The organism is Streptomyces sp. NPDC002790, from assembly GCF_040295505.1.
Lineage (GTDB): Bacteria > Actinomycetota > Actinomycetes > Streptomycetales > Streptomycetaceae > Streptomyces.
Genome location: NZ_JBEOVM010000127.1, coordinates 1 through 17,939 on the forward strand (window position 1 = coordinate 1; position 17,939 = coordinate 17,939).

Genomic DNA, 17,939 nt, shown 5'->3' on the forward strand with positions numbered 1-17,939 from the left:
CGCTCGCAGGTCGGTCAATGGGTTGCGCGACGATTTCCGGAACGGCCCCTTCCCGCCAACTCCCGCAGGCGCGGGCCCCCTTGACTTGACCATGAACGGTCACGATTCTGACGCTTGTTCGCTTCTGCGGCATCGCGCCACAACCGTGGCAGACAACTGCAAGGGGGGCTCATGCGACGAAGTGTGGGACGAAGAACGGGACGGGGGCGGGGAGCGGGACGACGAGCGAGATCGATCCTCGCCGTCGGAGCGCTTGTCCTGGGGGTGGGAGGCGCCGCACTGGCGCCCGTCGCCCACGCGGACAACGGCCCGGCGAAGGCAGGTTCCGGCGCGGACGCCGTCAAGGTGTTCCGCGCCGAGGTGTCGAAGGAGCAGATACCGCTGCTCCTCCAGGCCGGCCAGGACGGCCACGAACTCGGCGAGCAGGCTCCGAAGAAGGGCACGTCGAAGGTCGAGGTCTACCTCACCGACAAGCAGGCCGACAGCCTTCGTAAGAAGGGCGTCGAGCTCACCGAGCACAAGCTGAGTACCAAGGCGACGGCCCGCGTCGAGGCCGCCGGTGACGGAGTCTTCCGCCCGTACCGCGGCAAGGGCGGCCTCCAGGAGGAGGTCCTGCGCACCGCCCAGGAGCATCCCGACCTCACCAAGGTCGTCTCCATCGGCAAGACGCTCCAGGGCCAGGACATCCTCGCGCTCAAGCTCACCAAGCGCGCCAAGAAGGTCAAGGACGGCGCGAAGCCGTCCGTGCTCTACATGTCGAACCAGCACGCGCGCGAGTGGATCACCCCGGAGATGACCCGCCGCTTGATGCACCACTACGTGGACAACTACTCCAAGGACGCGCACGTCAAGAAGCTCGTCGACTCCACGGAGATGTGGTTCGTCCTCTCCGCCAACCCCGACGGCTACGACTGGACGTTCAAGGACGCGGCCAACCGCCAGTGGCGCAAGAACATGCGCGACAACAACGGCGACGGCAAGTACACCACCGGCGACGGCGTCGACCTCAACCGCAACTTCGCCTACAAGTGGGGCTACGACGACGAGGGTTCGTCACCCGAACCCGCCAACCAGACCTACCGTGGCGCGAGCCCGAACTCCGAGCCGGAGACCAAGGCCCTCGACGCTTTCGAGAAGCGCGTCGGCTTCGACTACGCCATCAACTACCACTCCGCCGCCGAACTGCTGCTCTACGGAGTGGGCTGGCAGGTCGCCACGCCGACCCCGGACGACGTGCTCTACAAGGCGCTCGCCGGTACCCCGGAGAAGTCCGCGATCCCCGGCTACCACCCGCAGGTCTCCTCGGAGCTGTACACGACGAACGGCGAGGCCGACGGGCACGCAGGCAACGTCAACGGCACCTCGATGTTCACGCCCGAGATGAGCACCTGCCAGACCGCGTCGAACGTCGACCCCAACGACGCGTGGAAACCCGGCGACTGCGCGTCGGTCTTCACGTTCCCGGACGACGAGAAGCTCATCCAGGCCGAGTTCGAGAAGAACATCCCCTTCGCGATGTCGATCGCCGAGACCGCCTCGCACCCGGACCAACCGTCGTCCTCGGTCGGCATGGAGGCGCCCGACTTCACCCCGGCGAAGTTCACGACTTCGTACGCGCGCGGTGGTGACCAGGAAGTCTCCGTGACGGTACGGAAGTCTGTTCGCGACAAGGAGCTGAACTACCGCGTCAATGGCGGCCGTTCGCACGATGAGGAATTGCGTGCCTGGAAGGGCGGCGAGACCTACGGAGGCGACGACAATCTGCACTTCGACGCCTATAGGGCGAAGGTCGAGGACGCCGATGTCGGCGACAAGGTAGAGGTGTGGTTCACGGGGCGCACGAAATCCGGAAAGAGCACAAGTAGCGAGCACTTCACCTACACCGTCGCCGCACGCGACAAGGGCGACACTCTTGTCGTCGCGGAGAACGACGCCGCGGGTGTGCAAACGGGCGCCTACGTAGACGCGCTCAAGGCCGCGGGCCGCTCCCCGGTCGTCTGGAACGTCGCGAAGCAGGGTACTCCCGACCCCCTCGCCGTACTCGGCCACTTCAAGGCGGTCGTCCACTACACGAGCGCCGACCGGCCGACCCTCGCCACCCAACTGGCCATACGCGACTACCTGAACGAGGGCGGCAAGCTCGTCGAGGCGGGCGAGAAGGCGGGCGGCTCTGTCGACATCGGCGGCACCACGACGAACGACTTCAGCCAGTACTACCTGGGCGCCTACTCGCGCACGGCCTCCCCGGTGGCGACCCGCTTCGACGGTTCAGGTGACCTCGACGGGATCGCCGCGTCCCTCGGAGACGCACCCGGCAACCCGCTGAACGGCGCGGGCCTGTACGAGGCGACCTCCGCCACGCTGCCGCAGTTCACCAGCGCGGGAGCGGGCCAGTACGAGGGCGCGGGCATGGCGGCCGCCGTCCACACGGACGACGCGTACAAGCGCCTGACCCGCACCATCGACCTCAGCGGAGTCACCGCGGCCCAGCAGCCGCAGCTGCGGATGCAGCTCCTGTGGGACACCGAACCGGGCTACGACCACGCACCCCTGGAGGCGCACACGACCGGTGCGGAGGACTGGACGACCCTGCCCGACAGGGACGGTTACACCTCGAACAAGGTGCCCACGGAGTGCGAGGCCGGATTCTTCATCCAGGACCACCCGGCGCTCGCCCGCTACCTGACGCCGGACGGCGCCGCCTGCGGCAACACCGGCACCTCCGGCCAGTGGAACAGCCTCACCGGCTCCTCGGACGACTGGAAGACGGTCACGTACGACCTGAGCGCCTATGCCGGCAAGTCCGTCGAGGTGTCCCTGAGTTACGTGAGCGACCCCGGGACCGGAGGTGAGGGCGTGCGCGCCGACAACGCCTCCGTCGTGATCGGGGGACAGGCCACCGAGACCGAGGGCTTCGAGACGTCCCTGGGCGTCTGGAGCGTCCCCGGGCCGCCCGCGGGCAGTCCGCCCGCCGTGAAGGACTGGGCGCTCGCCAAGGACCTGTTCACGACGTACGGCGCGATCAGCACGCCCGACACGGTGCTGCTCGGATTCGGCCTGGAACACGTCACCGCGGCAGCCGATCGAAATGCGCTCATCCGAAAGGCCCTGCGCTCAATTAGCGACTGAACGGGGTCTGAATTACCCGCGAAATACACAGCGGCCCGTACGTTACTCATGAGTACGGGCCGCTGTGTCCTGCATGGAGTCGCTCGATGTCACCCCGAGCCTTTATGGGAGGTAGGGTCGGAGGCGGTCGGGGACATCCCAAATAAATCTCGCCGGCGTCGATACTCCGGCGTACCAACGAGGAGATCGGTTCGTGACGATCCGCGTAGGCATCAACGGCTTTGGCCGCATCGGTCGCAATTATTTCCGCGCCCTTCTTGACCAGGGTGCAGACATCGAGATCGTTGCTGTCAACGACCTGGGTGACACCGCGACCACCGCACACCTTCTGAAGTACGACACGATCCTGGGCCGTCTCAAGGCCGAGGTGTCGCACACAGAGGACACCATCACGGTCGACGGCCGCACCATCAAGGTGCTGTCCGAGCGCAACCCCGCCGACATTCCGTGGGGTCAGCTCGGTGTCGACGTCGTGATCGAGTCCACGGGCATCTTCACGAAGAAGGCGGACGCCGAGAAGCACATCGCAGGCGGCGCCAAGAAGGTCCTCATCTCGGCTCCGGCCAAGGACGAGGACATCACCATCGTGATGGGCGTCAACCAGGACCAGTACGACCCGGCGAACCACCACGTCATCTCGAACGCGTCGTGCACCACCAACTGTGTGGCGCCGATGGCGAAGGTGCTCGACGAGAACTTCGGCATCGTCCGTGGCCTGATGACGACGGTTCACGCCTACACGAACGACCAGCGCATCCTGGACTTCCCGCACAGCGACCTGCGCCGCGCGCGTGCCGCCGCGGAGAACATCATCCCGACCACGACGGGCGCCGCCAAGGCGACCGCCCTGGTCCTGCCGCAGCTCAAGGGCAAGCTCGACGGCATCGCGATGCGCGTCCCGGTCCCGACCGGCTCGGCCACCGACCTGGTCGTGGAGCTGCAGCGCGAGACCACCAAGGACGAGGTCAACGCCGCGTTCAAGAAGGCCGCGGACGGCGAGCTCAAGGGCATCGTGGCGTACACCGAGGACCCGATCGTGTCCTCGGACATCGTCGGCGAGCCGGTCTCCTGCACCTTCGACTCCTCCCTGACCATGGTCCAGGAAGGCAACTCGGTGAAGATCCTCGGCTGGTACGACAACGAGTGGGGCTACTCCAACCGTCTCGTCGACCTCACGGTCTTCGTCGGCGGTCAGCTCTGAGCCGTCCAGGGTTCTGAGACCTCTAAGGTTCTAGAGCAGCAAGGCACTCAGATGTAGCGAAGGGTCCGGACCCGCGCGGCGCCGCGCGACAGTCCGGGCCCTTCGCGCGTCAGCCTTCACGAACGTGCACGACCAGCCCTCTCAAGGAGCCCATCCATGAAGACGATTGAGGAACTTCTCGCCGAAGGGGTCGACGGGAAGCGGGTGTTCGTCCGCGCCGACCTCAACGTGCCGCTGGCCGACGGCCTCATCACCGACGACGGCCGCATCCGCGCCGTCCTGCCGACCGTGCAGGCCCTGGCCGGCGCGGGCGCCAAGGTGATCGTCGCCTCCCACCTGGGCCGCCCCAAGGGCGCCCCGGACCCGCAGTTCTCCCTGCTGCCCGCCGCCGAGCGCCTCGCCGAGCTGCTGGGCAAGCCGGTCGCGTTCGCCCAGGACACGGTCGGCCCCGCCGCCCACGAGGCCGTCGACGGCCTGCAGCCCGGCCAGGTCGCCGTCATCGAGAACCTGCGCTTCAACGCCGGCGAGACGAGCAAGGACGACGCCGAGCGCGGCGACTTCGCCGAGCAGCTCGCCCACCTTGCGGACGTCTACGTAGGCGACGGTTTCGGCGCCGTGCACCGCAAGCACGCCTCCGTGTACGACCTGCCGAAGCGGCTTCCGCACTACGCCGGCTACCTCATCGCCACCGAGGTCGGCGTCCTGAAGAAGCTCACCGACGACGTCAAGCGCCCCTACGTGGTCGCGCTCGGCGGCGCCAAGGTCTCCGACAAGCTGGCCGTCATCGACCAGCTGCTCGGCAGGGCCGACCGCCTCCTCATCGGTGGTGGCATGGCGTACACCTTCCTCAAGGCCAAGGGCTACGAGGTCGGTATCTCGCTCCTCCAGGAGGACCAGCTCCCGACCGTCACGGAGTACATGGAGCGCGCCGAGAAGAACGGCGTGGAGATCGTGCTCCCGGTCGACGTCCTGGTCTCGCCGGAGTTCCCCGACCTCAAGGGCAAGACCCCGGCCAACCCCTCGACCGTCGCCGCGGACGCCATCCCGGCCGACCAGGAGGGCCTGGACATCGGCCCCAAGACCCGCAAGCTGTACGCCTCGAAGCTCGCCGACGCCGAGACCGTGTTCTGGAACGGTCCGATGGGCGTCTTCGAGCACCCCGACTACGCCGAGGGCACCAAGGCGGTCGCCCAGGCCCTCATCGACGCTCCCGGCTTCACCGTCGTGGGTGGCGGAGACTCCGCCGCGGCGGTCCGTACGCTGGGCTTCGACGAGAAGGCATTCGGCCACATCTCGACCGGCGGTGGCGCCTCCCTCGAGTACCTCGAGGGCAAGACGCTGCCCGGTCTCGCCGCACTGGAGGACTGACCCCGCATGACTGCTCCCGTACAGGGCCGCACGCCGCTGATGGCGGGCAACTGGAAGATGAACCTCAACCACCTCGAGGCCATCGCGCACGTCCAGAAGCTCGCTTTCGCTCTCGCGGACAAGGACTACGACGCCGTCGAGGTCGCCGTTCTGCCGCCGTTCACCGACCTGCGCTCCGTGCAGACGCTGGTCGACGGCGACAAGCTCAAGATCAAGTACGGCGCCCAGGACCTCTCGGCGCACGACTCCGGCGCGTACACCGGTGAGATCTCCGGCCCGATGCTCGCCAAGCTCAAGTGCACCTTCGTGGCGATCGGCCACTCGGAGCGCCGGCAGTACCACGACGAGACCGACGAGGTCGTCAACGGCAAGGTGAAGGCCGCGTACAAGCACGGCCTGACGCCGATCCTGTGTGTCGGTGAGGAGCTGGACGTCCGAGAGGCGGGCAACCACGTCTCCCACACGCTCGGCCAGGTCGAGGGCGGCCTCAAGGACCTGCCCGCCGAGCAGGCCGAGACGATCGTCATCGCCTACGAGCCCGTGTGGGCCATCGGCACCGGCAAGGTGTGCGGCGCCGACGACGCGCAGGAGGTCTGCGGGGCCATCCGTGGCAAGCTCGCCGATCTGTACTCGCAGGACGTCGCGGACAAGGTCCGCATCCAGTACGGCGGTTCGGTGAAGTCCGGCAACGTCGCGGAGATCATGTCCAAGCCCGACATCGACGGCGCCCTGATCGGCGGCGCCTCGCTGGACGCCGACGAGTTCGTGAAGATCGTTCGCTTCCACGAGCAGTGACACGAGCAGCGAGTAGGCGCTAGCCGCCATACGTCGTACCCTTGCGGGGCCGAGGCTCTTCGCGGAGCGTCGGCCCCGTCGTCCAAAAAGTTCCGAGGAAGTTGGTCCAGCCGTGGTTATGGGGTTCTCGATCGCCCTGATCGTCTTCAGCCTGCTGCTGATGCTCCTGGTGCTGATGCACAAGGGAAAGGGCGGCGGCCTCTCCGACATGTTCGGTGGCGGCATGCAGTCCTCCGTCGGTGGCTCCTCGGTCGCCGAGCGGAACCTCGACCGGATCACGGTCGTGACCGGTCTCCTGTGGTTCGCGTGCATCGTGGTGCTCGGCATTCTGATGAAGATCAACAACTGACTTTCGGGCCCCGGTCCCTGGGGCCGGTCCGCCACAACCGCATATCTCTCACGTAAAGCCCCATGTTCGGTACGCGCTCAACAACGCGGCCTATCATGGGGCTTGCGTCTGTGGAGCGATGTAACTCCAAGCACTGGACGCGCGTTGGGCCTTACGTAGACTGAGGCGCTCCGCGGCGAAGCTCGAACGCCGACAGGCTTCGCGGCACCATCACGCAGGGAGTTACGACCGTGGCAAGTGGCAACGCGATCCGAGGAAGTCGGGTCGGGGCGGGGCCGATGGGCGAGGCCGAGCGCGGCGAGTCCGCGCCGCGCCTGCGCATCTCCTTCTGGTGCTCGAACGGGCACGAGACGCAGCCGAGCTTCGCCTCCGACGCGCAGGTGCCGGAGACCTGGGACTGTCCGCGCTGCGGCTTCCCGGCCGGGCAGGACCGGGACAGCCCGCCGGCCCCACCGCGTACGGAGCCGTACAAGACGCACCTGGCCTATGTGCGGGAGCGGCGCAGTGACGCGGACGGTGAGGCGATCCTCGCCGAGGCGCTCGCGAAACTGCGGGGCGAGATCTGACCGGCCAAAAGGGCCGGGCACCTGAGCAGGTGCCCGGCCCTTTTCTCGTACCTCTTTCGTGTGGCCACGGAAAGGCCCGATTCAACCTGATCAATTAGGTTGGATGGCAGCAGCGGGGCACCGTACGTACGCAGGTACGAGAGAAGGCTGAAGTCCGAGATGAACGCGTCCGACAAGCAGACAGCACTCACCCAGACGCCCGAATGGCAGGCGCTCGCCAAGCACCGCGAGCAGCTGGGCGACGTACCACTGCGGGAGTTGTTCGAGGCCGATCCCGCGCGCGGTTCCGGCTGGACGCTGGGGGTCGGTGACCTGCACGTCGACTACTCCAAGCACCTGGTCACCGGCGAGACGCTGCGGCTGCTGCGCGAGCTGGCCGCCGCGACCGACGTGTTCGGCCTGCGCGATGCCATGTTCCGCGGCGACAAGATCAACACGACCGAGGACCGGGCCGTCCTGCACACCGCGCTGCGTGCTCCGCGGGACGCGGTGATCGAGGTCGACGGCGAGAACGTGGTGCCGGGAGTGCACGCCGTCCTCGACAAGATGGCCGCCTTCGCCGACCGGGTCAGGTCGGGGGAGTGGACCGGACACACCGGCAAGCGGATCAAGAACGTCGTCAACATCGGCATCGGCGGCTCCGACCTCGGTCCCGCGATGGCGTACGAGGTGCTGCGCTCCTTCGCCGACCGCGACCTGACCGTCCGCTTCGTGTCGAACGTCGACGGGGCGGACCTGCACGAGGCCGTACGGGACCTGGACCCCGCCGAGACGCTGTTCGTCATCGCCTCGAAGACCTTCACCACCATCGAGACGATCACCAACGCGACGTCCGCGCGCGACTGGCTGCTCACCGGGCTGAGGGCCCCTCAGGAAGCCGTCGCCAAGCACTTCGTGGCGCTTTCGACGAACGCAGGGAAGGTGTCGGAGTTCGGCATCGACACGGCCAACATGTTCGAGTTCTGGGACTGGGTCGGCGGACGTTATTCGTATGACTCGGCGATCGGGTTGTCGCTGATGATCGCCATCGGCCCGGCCGCGTTCCGCGAGATGCTCGACGGCTTCCTCCTCGTCGACGAGCACTTCCGCACGGCGCCCGCCGAGTCCAACGTCCCTTTGCTGATGGGTCTGTTGGGTATCTGGTACGGAAACTTCCACGACGCGCAGTCGCACGCGGTGCTGCCGTACTCGCACTACCTCTCCAAGTTCACGGCGTACCTCCAGCAGCTCGACATGGAGTCGAACGGCAAGTACGTGCAACGCAATGGCGAGGAGGTCGGCTGGCAGACCGGCCCCGTGGTGTGGGGCACGCCGGGCACGAACGGGCAGCACGCCTACTACCAACTCATCCACCAGGGAACGAAGTTGATCCCTGCGGACTTCATCGGTTTCGCCGAGCCGGTCGCCGATCTGCTGCCGGGGCTCGTCGCCCAGCACGACCTGCTCATGGCCAACTTCTTCGCGCAGACCCAGGCGCTGGCGTTCGGCAAGACACCCGACGAGGTGCGCGCCGAGGGAGTGCCCGAGGAGCTGGTGCCGCACAAGACGTTCAAGGGCGACCACCCGACGACCACGATCCTCGCGAAGGACCTCACGCCGTCCGTGCTCGGGCAGTTGGTCGCCCTCTACGAACACAAGGTGTTCGTGCAAGGCGCCGTCTGGAACATCGACTCCTTCGACCAGTGGGGCGTCGAGCTGGGCAAGGTGCTCGCGAAGCGCGTGGAGCCGGCGCTCACCGAGGGTGCGGAGGTACCGGGGCTCGACACGTCGACACAGGCGCTGGTCGCGAAGTACCGGGAGCTGCGGGGCCGTTAATCGTTATTGGGGTGCGCAAAGTCCTTCCGGCGGGTGAGACTGCCCGTCCGTGACCCAGCCGGGAGGCAGCCCCCTGATGAACAACGGCCAGCTCATGTCGGCACTCGCCGACCCAGAACGACTCAGGCTCTACGCGCGCATCGTCCTCGACGGCCTGCCGCCGCGCGAGGCCGACTCCCCGGTGGCCCGCAAGCACCTCGGCAAGCTGATCGCCGCGGGACTCGTCCAGCGCCTCGACGACGGCTCGCTGCGCGCCGGGTCGGAGATCTTCCGCCACCACCGGGCCGCCGAGCCCGCCCCGGGCGTCCCGCGCCACCTCACCGGCTTCTTCTCCCGGGGCCGCCTCACCGTCATACCGGTACGCCAGACCGTCCGCCACGACCTCCTCGTGCACCTCACGGGCAGGCTCTTCGACGCCGAGCGCACCTACAGCGAGCGCGAGGTCAACGAGGCGCTGCGCACGGTCCATGACGACACGGCCGCGCTGCGCCGCTACTGCGTCATCGACGGCCTCCTCGTACGCGAGAAGGACGGGTCGGACTACCGCGTGCCGCAGCACGCGTAGGGCCCCACTTCTTTAAGAAGCGGGGCCCACGTGCCTGCGTAGGACGTCGTTACGCGATCGCCGGCGGATACAGCTCCGGCGGCAGCTGCGACGCCGCGGCCGCGTCCAGCAGCCACAGCGTGCGCGAACGGCCGTACGCGCCCGCGGCGGGGGCCTGGATCTCGCCCGCGCCGGACAGCGCGATCGCGGCGGCCCCCGCCTTGTCCTCGCCCGCGGCGAGCAGCCACACCTCGCGCGCGGCCCGGATCGCCGGGAGCGTGAGCGTGGTGCGGGTGGGCGGCGGCTTGGGGGCGCCGTGCACGCCGACGACGGTGCGCTCCGTCTCGCGGACCGCCGGGAGCTCCGGGAAGAGCGACGCGACGTGCGTGTCGGGGCCGACGCCGAGCATCAGGACGTCGAAGGTCGGCACGGGGCCGTGGTCCTCGGGTCCCGCGGCGTTCGCGAGCTCGGCCGCGTACGCCTCGGCCGCGGCGTCCGCCTCGAAAGGACCGTCCGACGCGGGCATGGGGTGCACGCGCGTGGGGTCGAGCGGCACCGCGTCGAGCAGCGCCTCCTTCGCCTGTGTGTAGTTGCGCTCGGGGTCGCCGTCCGGCAGGAACCGCTCGTCGCCCCACCACAGGTCGAGGCGGCCCCAGTCGACCGCGTCCCTGGCGGGGGCCGCGTGCAGCGCGGCCAGCAGGCCGTTGCCGTTGCGGCCGCCCGTCAGGACGACGGAGGCGGAGCCGCGGGCGGACTGGGCGTCGACGATCTTGGTGATCAGCCGGGCCGCGGCCGCCTGCGCCATCAGCTCCTTGTCGCGGTGGACGACGAGTTGGGGTGCTGCACTCACTTGTCTGCGCTCACTTCGTCGTTGCCTTCTTGGCGGGAGCCTTTTTGGCAGGGGCCTTCTTGGCCGGTGCCTTCTTCGCGGCCGCCTTCGGGGCGGGCGCCGCCGCGGGAGCGGCCGAGGCTGCCGACGACACCGACTCCGGCACCGTCTTCTGGCCATCGGGCTCGCCCAGCCGGTCCACGCCGAACCGCAGCGCGGCCGCGTACGTGTCGTCCGGGTCGAGCCGGCGCAGCTCCTCCGCGATCAGCTCGGACGTCTCGCGGCGCTTGAGCGCGACCGCGCGGTCCGGCTGGCCCTGGATGGAGAGCGTGGCGAGGGTGCCGTCGGCCCGGTCGAGGACGATCGGGCCGCAGGTGGACTCCAGGCGTACGCCGGTCAGCCCTGGACCCGCCGACAGGCTGCGCCGCACGGGGACGTCGAGCCGGTCCGCCAGCCACATCGCGAGCAGCTCGCAGCTCGGGTTGAACTCCTCGCCCTCGACCTCGACCGAGGTGACGTCGCAGGTCACCTGGTCGAGCGCGGCGGCCAGCATCGAGCGCCACGGCGTGATCCGGGTCCACGACAGGTCGGTGTCGCCGGGAGCGTAGGACTCGGCCCGCGCCTCCAGCTCGTGAACCGGCTGCTCGGCCGCGTACGTGTCCGTGACGCGGCGCTGGGCCAGCGCGCCCAGCGGGTCGTTCGCGGGGTCCAGAGGCGCGTCCACGGGCCACCAGACGACCGTCGGGGCGTCCGGCAGCAGCAGCGGCAGGACGACCGACTGGGCGTGGTTGATGACCTCGCCGTACAGGCGCAGGACGACGGTCTCGCCGGTGCCCGCCTCGGCGCCGAGCCGTACCTCGGCGTCGAGCCGGGATTTCGTACGGTCGCGAGGGGAGCGCGAGACGCGCTTGATGACCACGAGGGTGCGCGAGGGGTGTTCGCGCGAGGCCTCGTTGGCGGCCTTCAGGGCGTCGTAGGCGTTCTCCTCGTCGGTGACGATGACGAGGGTCAGCACCATGCCGACGGCGGGTGTGCCGATGGCGCGGCGGCCCTTGACGAGCGACTTGTTGATCTTGCTGGACGTGGTGTCCGTGAGATCGATCTTCATGGCCTGCGCCAGCTCCGTCCGTCTCGTGCGAGCATTTCGTCCGCCTCGGCGGGCCCCCACGTGCCGGACGGGTACTGGGCGGGCTTGCCGTGCTTGTCCCAGTAGCCCTCGATCGGGTCGAGGATGTTCCAGGAGAGCTCGACCTCCTCCGTGCGCGGGAAGAGGTTGGCGTCGCCCAGCAGCACGTCCAGGATCAGCCGCTCGTACGCCTCGGGGCTCGACTCCGTGAAGGACTCGCCGTACGCGAAGTCCATCGACACGTCGCGGATCTCCATCGACGTGCCCGGCACCTTCGAGCCGAAGCGGACCGTGATGCCCTCGTCCGGCTGGACGCGGATCACGATCGCGTTCTGCCCCAGCTCCTCCGTCGCCGTGTGGTCGAAGGGGGAGTGCGGCGCCCGCTGGAAGACGACGGCGATCTCGGTGACCCGGCGGCCGAGACGCTTGCCCGTACGCAGGTAGAAGGGCACGCCCGCCCAGCGGCGGTTGTCCACCTCCAGCTTGACGGCCGCGTACGTGTCGGTCTTCGACTTCGGGTCGATGCCGTCTTCCTGGAGGTAGCCGACGGCCTTCTCGCCGCCCTGCCACCCGGCCGCGTACTGCGCGAACACCGTGTCCTTGCCGATGTCCTTCGGCAGCCTCACCGCGCCGAGCACCTTGGCCTTCTCGGCGACGAGCGCGTCCGCGTCGAAGGAGGCGGGCTCCTCCATGGCGGTCAGCGCCATCAACTGAAGGAGGTGGTTCTGGATGACGTCGCGGGCGGCGCCGATGCCGTCGTAGTAGCCGGCGCGGCCGCCGATGCCGATGTCCTCGGCCATCGTGATCTGGATGTGGTCGACGTAGGACCGGTTCCAGATCGGCTCGAACATCTGGTTGGCGAAGCGCAGCGCCAGGATGTTCTGGACGGTCTCCTTGCCGAGGTAGTGGTCGATCCGGAACACCTGGTCCGGGTCGAACACCTCGTGCACGATCGCGTTGAGGTCCTTGGCGGAGGCGAGGTCGTGGCCGAAGGGCTTCTCGATGACGGCGCGCCGCCAGGACCCTTCGGGGGCGTCCGCGAGGCCGTGCTTCTTGAGCTGCTGGACCACGTTCGGGAAGAACTTGGGGGGTACGGAGAGGTAGAACGCGAAGTTGCCGCCCGTGCCCTGCGACTTGTCCAGGTCGTTGATGGTCGCCTTGAGCTGCTCGAACGCGTCGTCGTCGTCGAAGTTGCCCTGGACGAAGCGCATCCCCTGGATGAGCTGCTGCCAGACCTCCTCGCGGAACGGCGTGCGCGCGTGCTGCTTGACCGCGTCGTGCACCTCCTGCGCGAAGTCCTCGTCCTGCCACTCGCGGCGGGCGAACCCGATGAGCGAGAAGCCGGGCGGCAGCAGACCCCGGTTCGCGAGGTCATAAACCGCGGGCATCAGCTTCTTACGTGACAAATCGCCCGTAACGCCGAAAATCACCAGACCCGACGGCCCCGCGATGCGCGGGAGCCGTCGGTCGGCGGCGTCACGGAGCGGATTGCTGTTCGCTCCGTGTGCGGTCAAGGGATCAGCCCTCCGAGGGGGCGAGGCGCTTGAGCTCCGCCTCGGTCGACTTCAGCAGGTCGGTCCAGGCCGCCTCGAACTTCTCGACGCCCTCGTCCTCGAGGAGCTGCACGACCTCGTCGTACGAGATCCCCAGCTTCTCGACGGCCTCGATGTCCTTGCGGGCCTGGTCGTACGTGCCCGCGATCGTGTTCCCGGTGATCTGGCCGTGGTCGGCCGTCGCCTCCAGGGTGGCCTCCGGCATGGTGTTCACCGTGCCGGGAGCGACCAGGTCGTCGACGTACAGGGTGTCCTTGTACGCCTTGTCCTTGACGCCCGTCGACGCCCACAGCGGGCGCTGCTTGTTGGCCTGCGCCTTGTCGAGCGCGGCCCAGCGGTCGGAGGAGAAGACCTCCTCGTACGCCTCGTAGGCAAGGCGCGCGTTGGCGAGGGCGGCCTTGCCGCGCGCCGCCTTGGCGTCGTCCGTCCCGAGAGCGTCGATCCGCTTGTCGATCTCGGCGTCCACGCGGGACACGAAGAACGAGGCGACCGAGTGGATCGTCGACAGGTCGATGCCCTTGGCCTTGGCCTTCTCCAGGCCGGCAAGGTAGGCGTCCATGACCTCGCGGTAGCGCTCCAGGGAGAAGATCAGCGTGACGTTGACGCTGATGCCGTTGCCGATCGTCTCGGTGATCGCGGGCAGGCCGCCCTTGGTCGCCGGGATCTTGATCAGCGTGTTCGGCCGGTCCACCAGCCACGCGAGCTGGCGGGCCTCGGCGACCGTCGCCCTGGTGTTGTGCGCCAGGCGCGGGTCGACCTCGATCGACACGCGGCCGTCCTGGCCGCCCGTCGCGTCGAAGACCGGGCGCAGGATGTCGGCGGCGTCACGGACGTCCGCCGTCGTGATCATGCGGATGGCCTCTTCGACGGTGACCTTGCGGGCGGCGAGGTCGGCGAGCTGCTGGTCGTAGCCGTCGCCCTGCGAGATCGCCTTCTGGAAGATCGACGGGTTGGTGGTGACGCCCACGACGTGCTGCTCGTCGATCAGTTCGGCGAGGTTGCCGGACGTGATCCGCTTGCGCGACAGGTCGTCCAGCCAGATCGCGACGCCTTCCTCGGAGAGGCGCTTCAGTGCGTCTGTCATGGAAATTGCATCTCCTATGTCGTGTACGAAGGCGTCAGCGCTTGGCCGCGGCGAGAGATTCCTTCGCCTTGGCTGCCACGTTCTCGGCAGTGAAGCCGAACTCCTTGAAGAGGACCTTGCCGTCCGCGGACGCGCCGAAGTGCTCCAGCGAAACGATGCGACCGGCGTCCCCGACGAAGCGGTGCCAGGTCAGACCGATCCCGGCCTCGACGGCGACGCGCGCCCTCACGGCGGGCGGCAGGACGCTGTCCCGGTACCCCTGCTCCTGGGCGTCGAACCACTCGACACACGGCATCGAGACGACGCGGGTGGCGACGCCCTCGGACTCCAGCTGCTCGCGGGCCTCGACGGCCAGGTGCACCTCGGAACCGGTGGCGACAAGGATCAGGTCCGGCGTCGCCTTGGAGGCCTCGACCAGGACGTAGCCGCCCTTGGCGGTGTCCTCGTTCGCCTCGTACGTCGGCACGCCCTGACGGGTCAGCGACAGGCCGTGCGGGTGCGAGACGCCGTACTCCTTCTTGCCGCGGCGCAGGATCTCGCGCCAGGCGATCGCCGTCTCGTTGGCGTCCGCGGGGCGCACGACGTTGAGGCCGGGGATGGCGCGCAGCGCGGCGAGGTGCTCGACCGGCTGGTGGGTCGGGCCGTCCTCACCGAGACCGATGGAGTCGTGCGTCCACACGTAGGTGACGGGCAGCGACATGAGGGCGGACAGGCGCACCGAGTTGCGCATGTAGTCGGAGAACACCAGGAAGGTGCCGCCGTAGATGCGCGTGTGGCCGTGCAGCGCGATGCCGTTCATCTCCGCGGCCATGGAGTGCTCGCGGATACCGAAGTGGATCGTGCGGCCGTACGGGTCGGCCTCCGGCAGCGGGTTGCCCTTCGGCAGGAACGACGACGTCTTGTCGATCGTCGTGTTGTTCGAGCCGGCAAGGTCGGCGGAGCCGCCCCACAGCTCGGGGATCACACCGCCGAGCGCCTGGAGGACCTTGCCGGAGGCGGCGCGGGTGGCGACACCCTTGCCGGTCTCGAAGACGGGGAGCTTCTCCTCCCAGCCGGCCGGCAGCTCGCCCGCGTTGACGCGGTCGAACTCGGCGGCGCGCTCCGGGTTGGCGGAGCGCCACTCGGCGAGCTGCTTGTCCCACTCGGCCTTGGCCTGCGCGCCGCGCTCCAGGGCGCCGCGCGTATGGTTGATGACCTCGTCGGAGACCTCGAAGGACTTCTCCGGGTCGAAGCCCAGGACGCGCTTGGTGGCGGCCACCTCGTCGTCGCCGAGCGCCGAGCCGTGCGCGGCCTCGGTGTTCTGCGCGTTCGGGGCGGGCCAGGCGATGATCGAGCGCAGCGCGATGAAGGACGGCTTGTCCGTCACGGCCTTGGCGGCCTCGATGGCGTTGTAGACGGCCTCGGGGTCGAGGTCGCCGTCGGCCTTCGGCTCGACGCGCTGGACGTGCCAGCCGTACGCCTCGTAGCGCTTGCAGGTGTCCTCGGAGACCGCGGTCTCGGTGTCGCCCTCGATCGAGATGTGGTTGTCGTCCCACAGCAGGACCAGGTTGCCGAGCTGCTGGTGGCCCGCCATGGAGGAGGCCTCGGAGGAGATGCCCTCCTGGAGGCAGCCGTCACCGGCGATGGCGAAGACGTAGTGGTCGAACGGGCTCTCCCCGGCGGCGGCCTCGGGGTCGAACAGGCCGCGCTCGTAGCGGGCGGCCATGGCCATGCCCACCGCGTTGGCGACACCCTGGCCGAGCGGGCCCGTGGTGGTCTCCACGCCGGTGGTGTGCCCGTACTCCGGGTGGCCCGGCGTCTGGGAGCCCCAGGTACGGAACGCCTTCAGGTCGTCCAGCTCCAGGCCGAAGCCGGCCAGGTAGAGCTGGATGTAGAGGGTCAGGGACGAGTGGCCCGCGGACAGGACGAAACGGTCCCGGCCGGTCCAGTCGGCGTCCGCCGGGTCGTGTCGCATCACCTTCTGGAAGAGGGTGTACGCGGCCGGGGCCAGGCTCATCGCCGTACCGGGATGGCCGTTGCCGACCTTCTGTACGGCGTCGGCGGCCAGGACGCGAGCGGTGTCAACGGCCCGCTGGTCCACATCGGTCCACTCGAAGTCTGTGGTGGTCGGCTTGGTGCTCACCCTGGGTCAGGGCTCCTCTCCACATGTCTCATGCCGGTGGCTTCTGTCACCAGCCGTTGTCGAGCCTACCCTCGCTGGAACGTGCTTTTTTTCGAGTCATTCCAGACTGCCGGGAGTCTGTCGGATCCGCCTCCTGACGCGGATCGACGCGCTTTCGACACGTGAATACGCAGCCGCTCACATGGGGGCTCATCCGTGGCCCGAAACGCTCATCCGCGAGCCCTTGCGAAGAGGGGTGGAAAGGGCATTACGGCATGCGGGCCAACACGACCCACCCCCACGAAGGGCTGAGTATGGGCAACGTCTAGAGTGGCGTGGTACGCGCGAGCCTTTACCGGGACTTCACATCAAGTGGTCCGCAACGGGGGCTCGCTGGAGTCTCTGTCAGGGGTGTGCGTGACGGCCGTCGAATCCCGTCCAGCGGGAGCGCTGACCAGCAGCAGTCGGGGCCAGCGGCCGTTCGGGGCCCGCATCAAGGCGTTCGTGGCGCTGACCAAGCCACGGATCATCGAACTGCTCCTCATCACCACCGTTCCGGTGATGTTCCTTGCCGAACAGGGTGTGCCCGACCTCTGGCTCGTGCTGATCACCTGCGTCGGCGGTTATCTGTCCGCGGGCGGCGCCAATGCCCTGAACATGTGGTACGACCGCGACATCGACGCCCTCATGGAGCGCACGTCGCAGCGTCCGCTGGTCACCGGCATGGTCAGCCCGAACGAGTGCCTGGCCTTCGGTATCGCCCTCGCGGTGATCTCGACGCTGCTGTTCGGCTTCGCGGTGAACTGGCTGTCCGCCTGGCTGTCCCTGGGCGCACTGCTCTTCTACGTAGTCGTCTACACGATGATCCTGAAGCGTCGTACGGCGCAGAACATCGTGTGGGGCGGCATCGCGGGCTGCCTGCCCGTCCTCATCGGCTGGTCGTCGGTCACGAACTCCATGTCGTGGGCGCCGGTCATCCTCTTCGGGGTCATGTTCTTCTGGACGCCGCCGCACTACTGGCCGCTCTCCATGAAGGTGAAGGACGACTACGTGCGCGCGGGTGTGCCGATGCTTCCGGTCCTCGCCTCCAACAAGGTCGTGGCCAAGCAGATCGTCGTCTACAGCTGGGTGATGGTGGCGGTGTCGCTGCTGCTCCAGCCGCTCGGTTACACGGGCTGGTTCTACACGGTGGTCGCGCTGCTCGCCGGCGGGTTCTGGCTGTGGGAGGCGCACGGTCTGCAGAGCCGCGCCAAGGCCGAGGTCTCGGGCGTGAAGCTCAAGGAGATGCGGCTGTTCCACTGGTCCATCACCTATGTGTCGCTGGTGTTCGTGGCGATCGCGGTGGATCCGTTCCTGCGCTGAACTTCATAAGAAGTCCTCGATAAGTGGGGTGGGGGGGGGGGGCGCCCCCACCGACACGGAATCGATCTTTATTTTGATTAAAAAAGTGATGATGTACTACGACAAAAAGAAAATATA

14 protein-coding genes are annotated in these 17,939 nt (G+C 68.1%); 9 read left to right on the plus strand and 5 right to left on the minus strand.

The window, feature by feature from the left end:
- Nucleotides 1-171: 171 nt before the first annotated feature.
- From ABT004_RS31930 to ABT004_RS31965, 8 genes are all read left to right on the plus strand, one after another.
- The gene (locus tag ABT004_RS31930; RefSeq protein ID WP_351343674.1) at nucleotides 172-3,129 is read left to right on the plus strand and encodes a M14 family metallopeptidase; all 2,958 of its coding nucleotides are present in this window, start codon (nucleotides 172-174) and stop codon (nucleotides 3,127-3,129) included.
- A gap of 193 nt (nucleotides 3,130-3,322) precedes the next feature.
- Nucleotides 3,323-4,330, plus strand: coding sequence for a type I glyceraldehyde-3-phosphate dehydrogenase (gene gap, locus ABT004_RS31935; protein WP_351343677.1), 1,008 nt, complete (start codon nucleotides 3,323-3,325; stop codon nucleotides 4,328-4,330).
- Nucleotides 4,331-4,486: 156 nt separating this feature from the next.
- On the plus strand, nucleotides 4,487-5,698 hold the full coding sequence (locus ABT004_RS31940) for a phosphoglycerate kinase (RefSeq protein WP_351343680.1): 1,212 nt from the start codon (nucleotides 4,487-4,489) through the stop codon (nucleotides 5,696-5,698).
- A gap of 39 nt (nucleotides 5,699-5,737) precedes the next feature.
- Nucleotides 5,738-6,493: a triose-phosphate isomerase gene (gene tpiA / locus ABT004_RS31945; RefSeq protein ID WP_351343710.1), complete on the plus strand. Its 756-nt coding sequence runs from the start codon at nucleotides 5,738-5,740 to the stop codon at nucleotides 6,491-6,493.
- Nucleotides 6,494-6,611: 118 nt separating this feature from the next.
- A complete protein-coding gene (gene secG, locus ABT004_RS31950; protein ID WP_351343683.1) occupies nucleotides 6,612-6,842 on the plus strand; it encodes a preprotein translocase subunit SecG in 231 nt (76 codons plus the stop codon).
- Nucleotides 6,843-7,072: 230 nt separating this feature from the next.
- Nucleotides 7,073-7,408, plus strand: a complete 336-nt coding sequence (locus ABT004_RS31955; protein ID WP_266720873.1) for an RNA polymerase-binding protein RbpA — start codon at nucleotides 7,073-7,075, stop codon at nucleotides 7,406-7,408.
- A 159-nt stretch (nucleotides 7,409-7,567) separates the two neighbouring features.
- Nucleotides 7,568-9,223 (plus strand): glucose-6-phosphate isomerase, encoded by a 1,656-nt coding sequence (gene pgi / locus ABT004_RS31960; protein WP_351343686.1) that lies wholly within the window; start codon nucleotides 7,568-7,570, stop codon nucleotides 9,221-9,223.
- Nucleotides 9,224-9,272: 49 nt separating this feature from the next.
- A complete protein-coding gene (locus ABT004_RS31965; protein ID WP_351343689.1) occupies nucleotides 9,273-9,788 on the plus strand; it encodes a DUF2087 domain-containing protein in 516 nt (171 codons plus the stop codon).
- A 49-nt stretch (nucleotides 9,789-9,837) separates the two neighbouring features.
- Here ABT004_RS31965 and pgl read toward each other — a convergent pair whose 3' ends face one another.
- The 5 genes from pgl to tkt are packed head-to-tail and all read right to left on the minus strand — an operon-like array spanning nucleotide 9,838 to nucleotide 16,481.
- Nucleotides 9,838-10,617 carry a 6-phosphogluconolactonase gene (pgl, locus tag ABT004_RS31970; protein WP_351343692.1) on the minus strand — a complete coding sequence of 260 codons (780 nt, stop codon included), beginning with the start codon at nucleotides 10,615-10,617 and terminating at the stop codon, nucleotides 9,838-9,840.
- A 10-nt stretch (nucleotides 10,618-10,627) separates the two neighbouring features.
- The gene (opcA, locus tag ABT004_RS31975) at nucleotides 10,628-11,704 is read right to left on the minus strand and encodes a glucose-6-phosphate dehydrogenase assembly protein OpcA (protein WP_351343695.1); all 1,077 of its coding nucleotides are present in this window, start codon (nucleotides 11,702-11,704) and stop codon (nucleotides 10,628-10,630) included.
- Nucleotides 11,701-13,236, minus strand: coding sequence for a glucose-6-phosphate dehydrogenase (gene zwf, locus ABT004_RS31980; protein ID WP_351343698.1), 1,536 nt, complete (start codon nucleotides 13,234-13,236; stop codon nucleotides 11,701-11,703). Before zwf ends, opcA begins: the two co-directional genes overlap by 4 nt.
- Before the next feature lie 4 nt (nucleotides 13,237-13,240).
- Entirely contained in the window at nucleotides 13,241-14,359 is a 1,119-nt protein-coding gene (gene tal / locus ABT004_RS31985) for a transaldolase (RefSeq protein WP_351343701.1), read from the minus strand.
- Between the two features lie 34 nt (nucleotides 14,360-14,393).
- Nucleotides 14,394-16,481 carry a transketolase gene (gene tkt, locus ABT004_RS31990; RefSeq protein WP_351343704.1) on the minus strand — a complete coding sequence of 696 codons (2,088 nt, stop codon included), beginning with the start codon at nucleotides 16,479-16,481 and terminating at the stop codon, nucleotides 14,394-14,396.
- Between the two features lie 390 nt (nucleotides 16,482-16,871).
- Between tkt and ABT004_RS31995 the strand changes: the two genes are divergently transcribed.
- Nucleotides 16,872-17,822: a heme o synthase gene (locus tag ABT004_RS31995; protein ID WP_351343707.1), complete on the plus strand. Its 951-nt coding sequence runs from the start codon at nucleotides 16,872-16,874 to the stop codon at nucleotides 17,820-17,822.
- Nucleotides 17,823-17,939 lie beyond the last annotated feature (117 nt).

What these genes read in the sequence shown, in the direction of transcription:
- ABT004_RS31930 (WP_351343674.1), top strand. Translation starts at nt 172, where the DNA reads ATGCGACGAAGTGTGGGACGAAGAACGGGACGGGGGCGGGGAGCGGGA.
- ABT004_RS31940 (WP_351343680.1), top strand. Translation starts at nt 4,487, where the DNA reads ATGAAGACGATTGAGGAACTTCTCGCCGAAGGGGTCGACGGGAAGCGG.
- tpiA (WP_351343710.1), top strand. Translation starts at nt 5,738, where the DNA reads ATGGCGGGCAACTGGAAGATGAACCTCAACCACCTCGAGGCCATCGCG.
- secG (WP_351343683.1), top strand. Translation starts at nt 6,612, where the DNA reads ATGGGGTTCTCGATCGCCCTGATCGTCTTCAGCCTGCTGCTGATGCTC.
- pgi (WP_351343686.1), top strand. Translation starts at nt 7,568, where the DNA reads ATGAACGCGTCCGACAAGCAGACAGCACTCACCCAGACGCCCGAATGG.
- opcA (WP_351343695.1), bottom strand. Translation starts at nt 11,704, where the DNA reads ATGAAGATCGATCTCACGGACACCACGTCCAGCAAGATCAACAAGTCG.
- tal (WP_351343701.1), bottom strand. Translation starts at nt 14,359, where the DNA reads ATGACAGACGCACTGAAGCGCCTCTCCGAGGAAGGCGTCGCGATCTGG.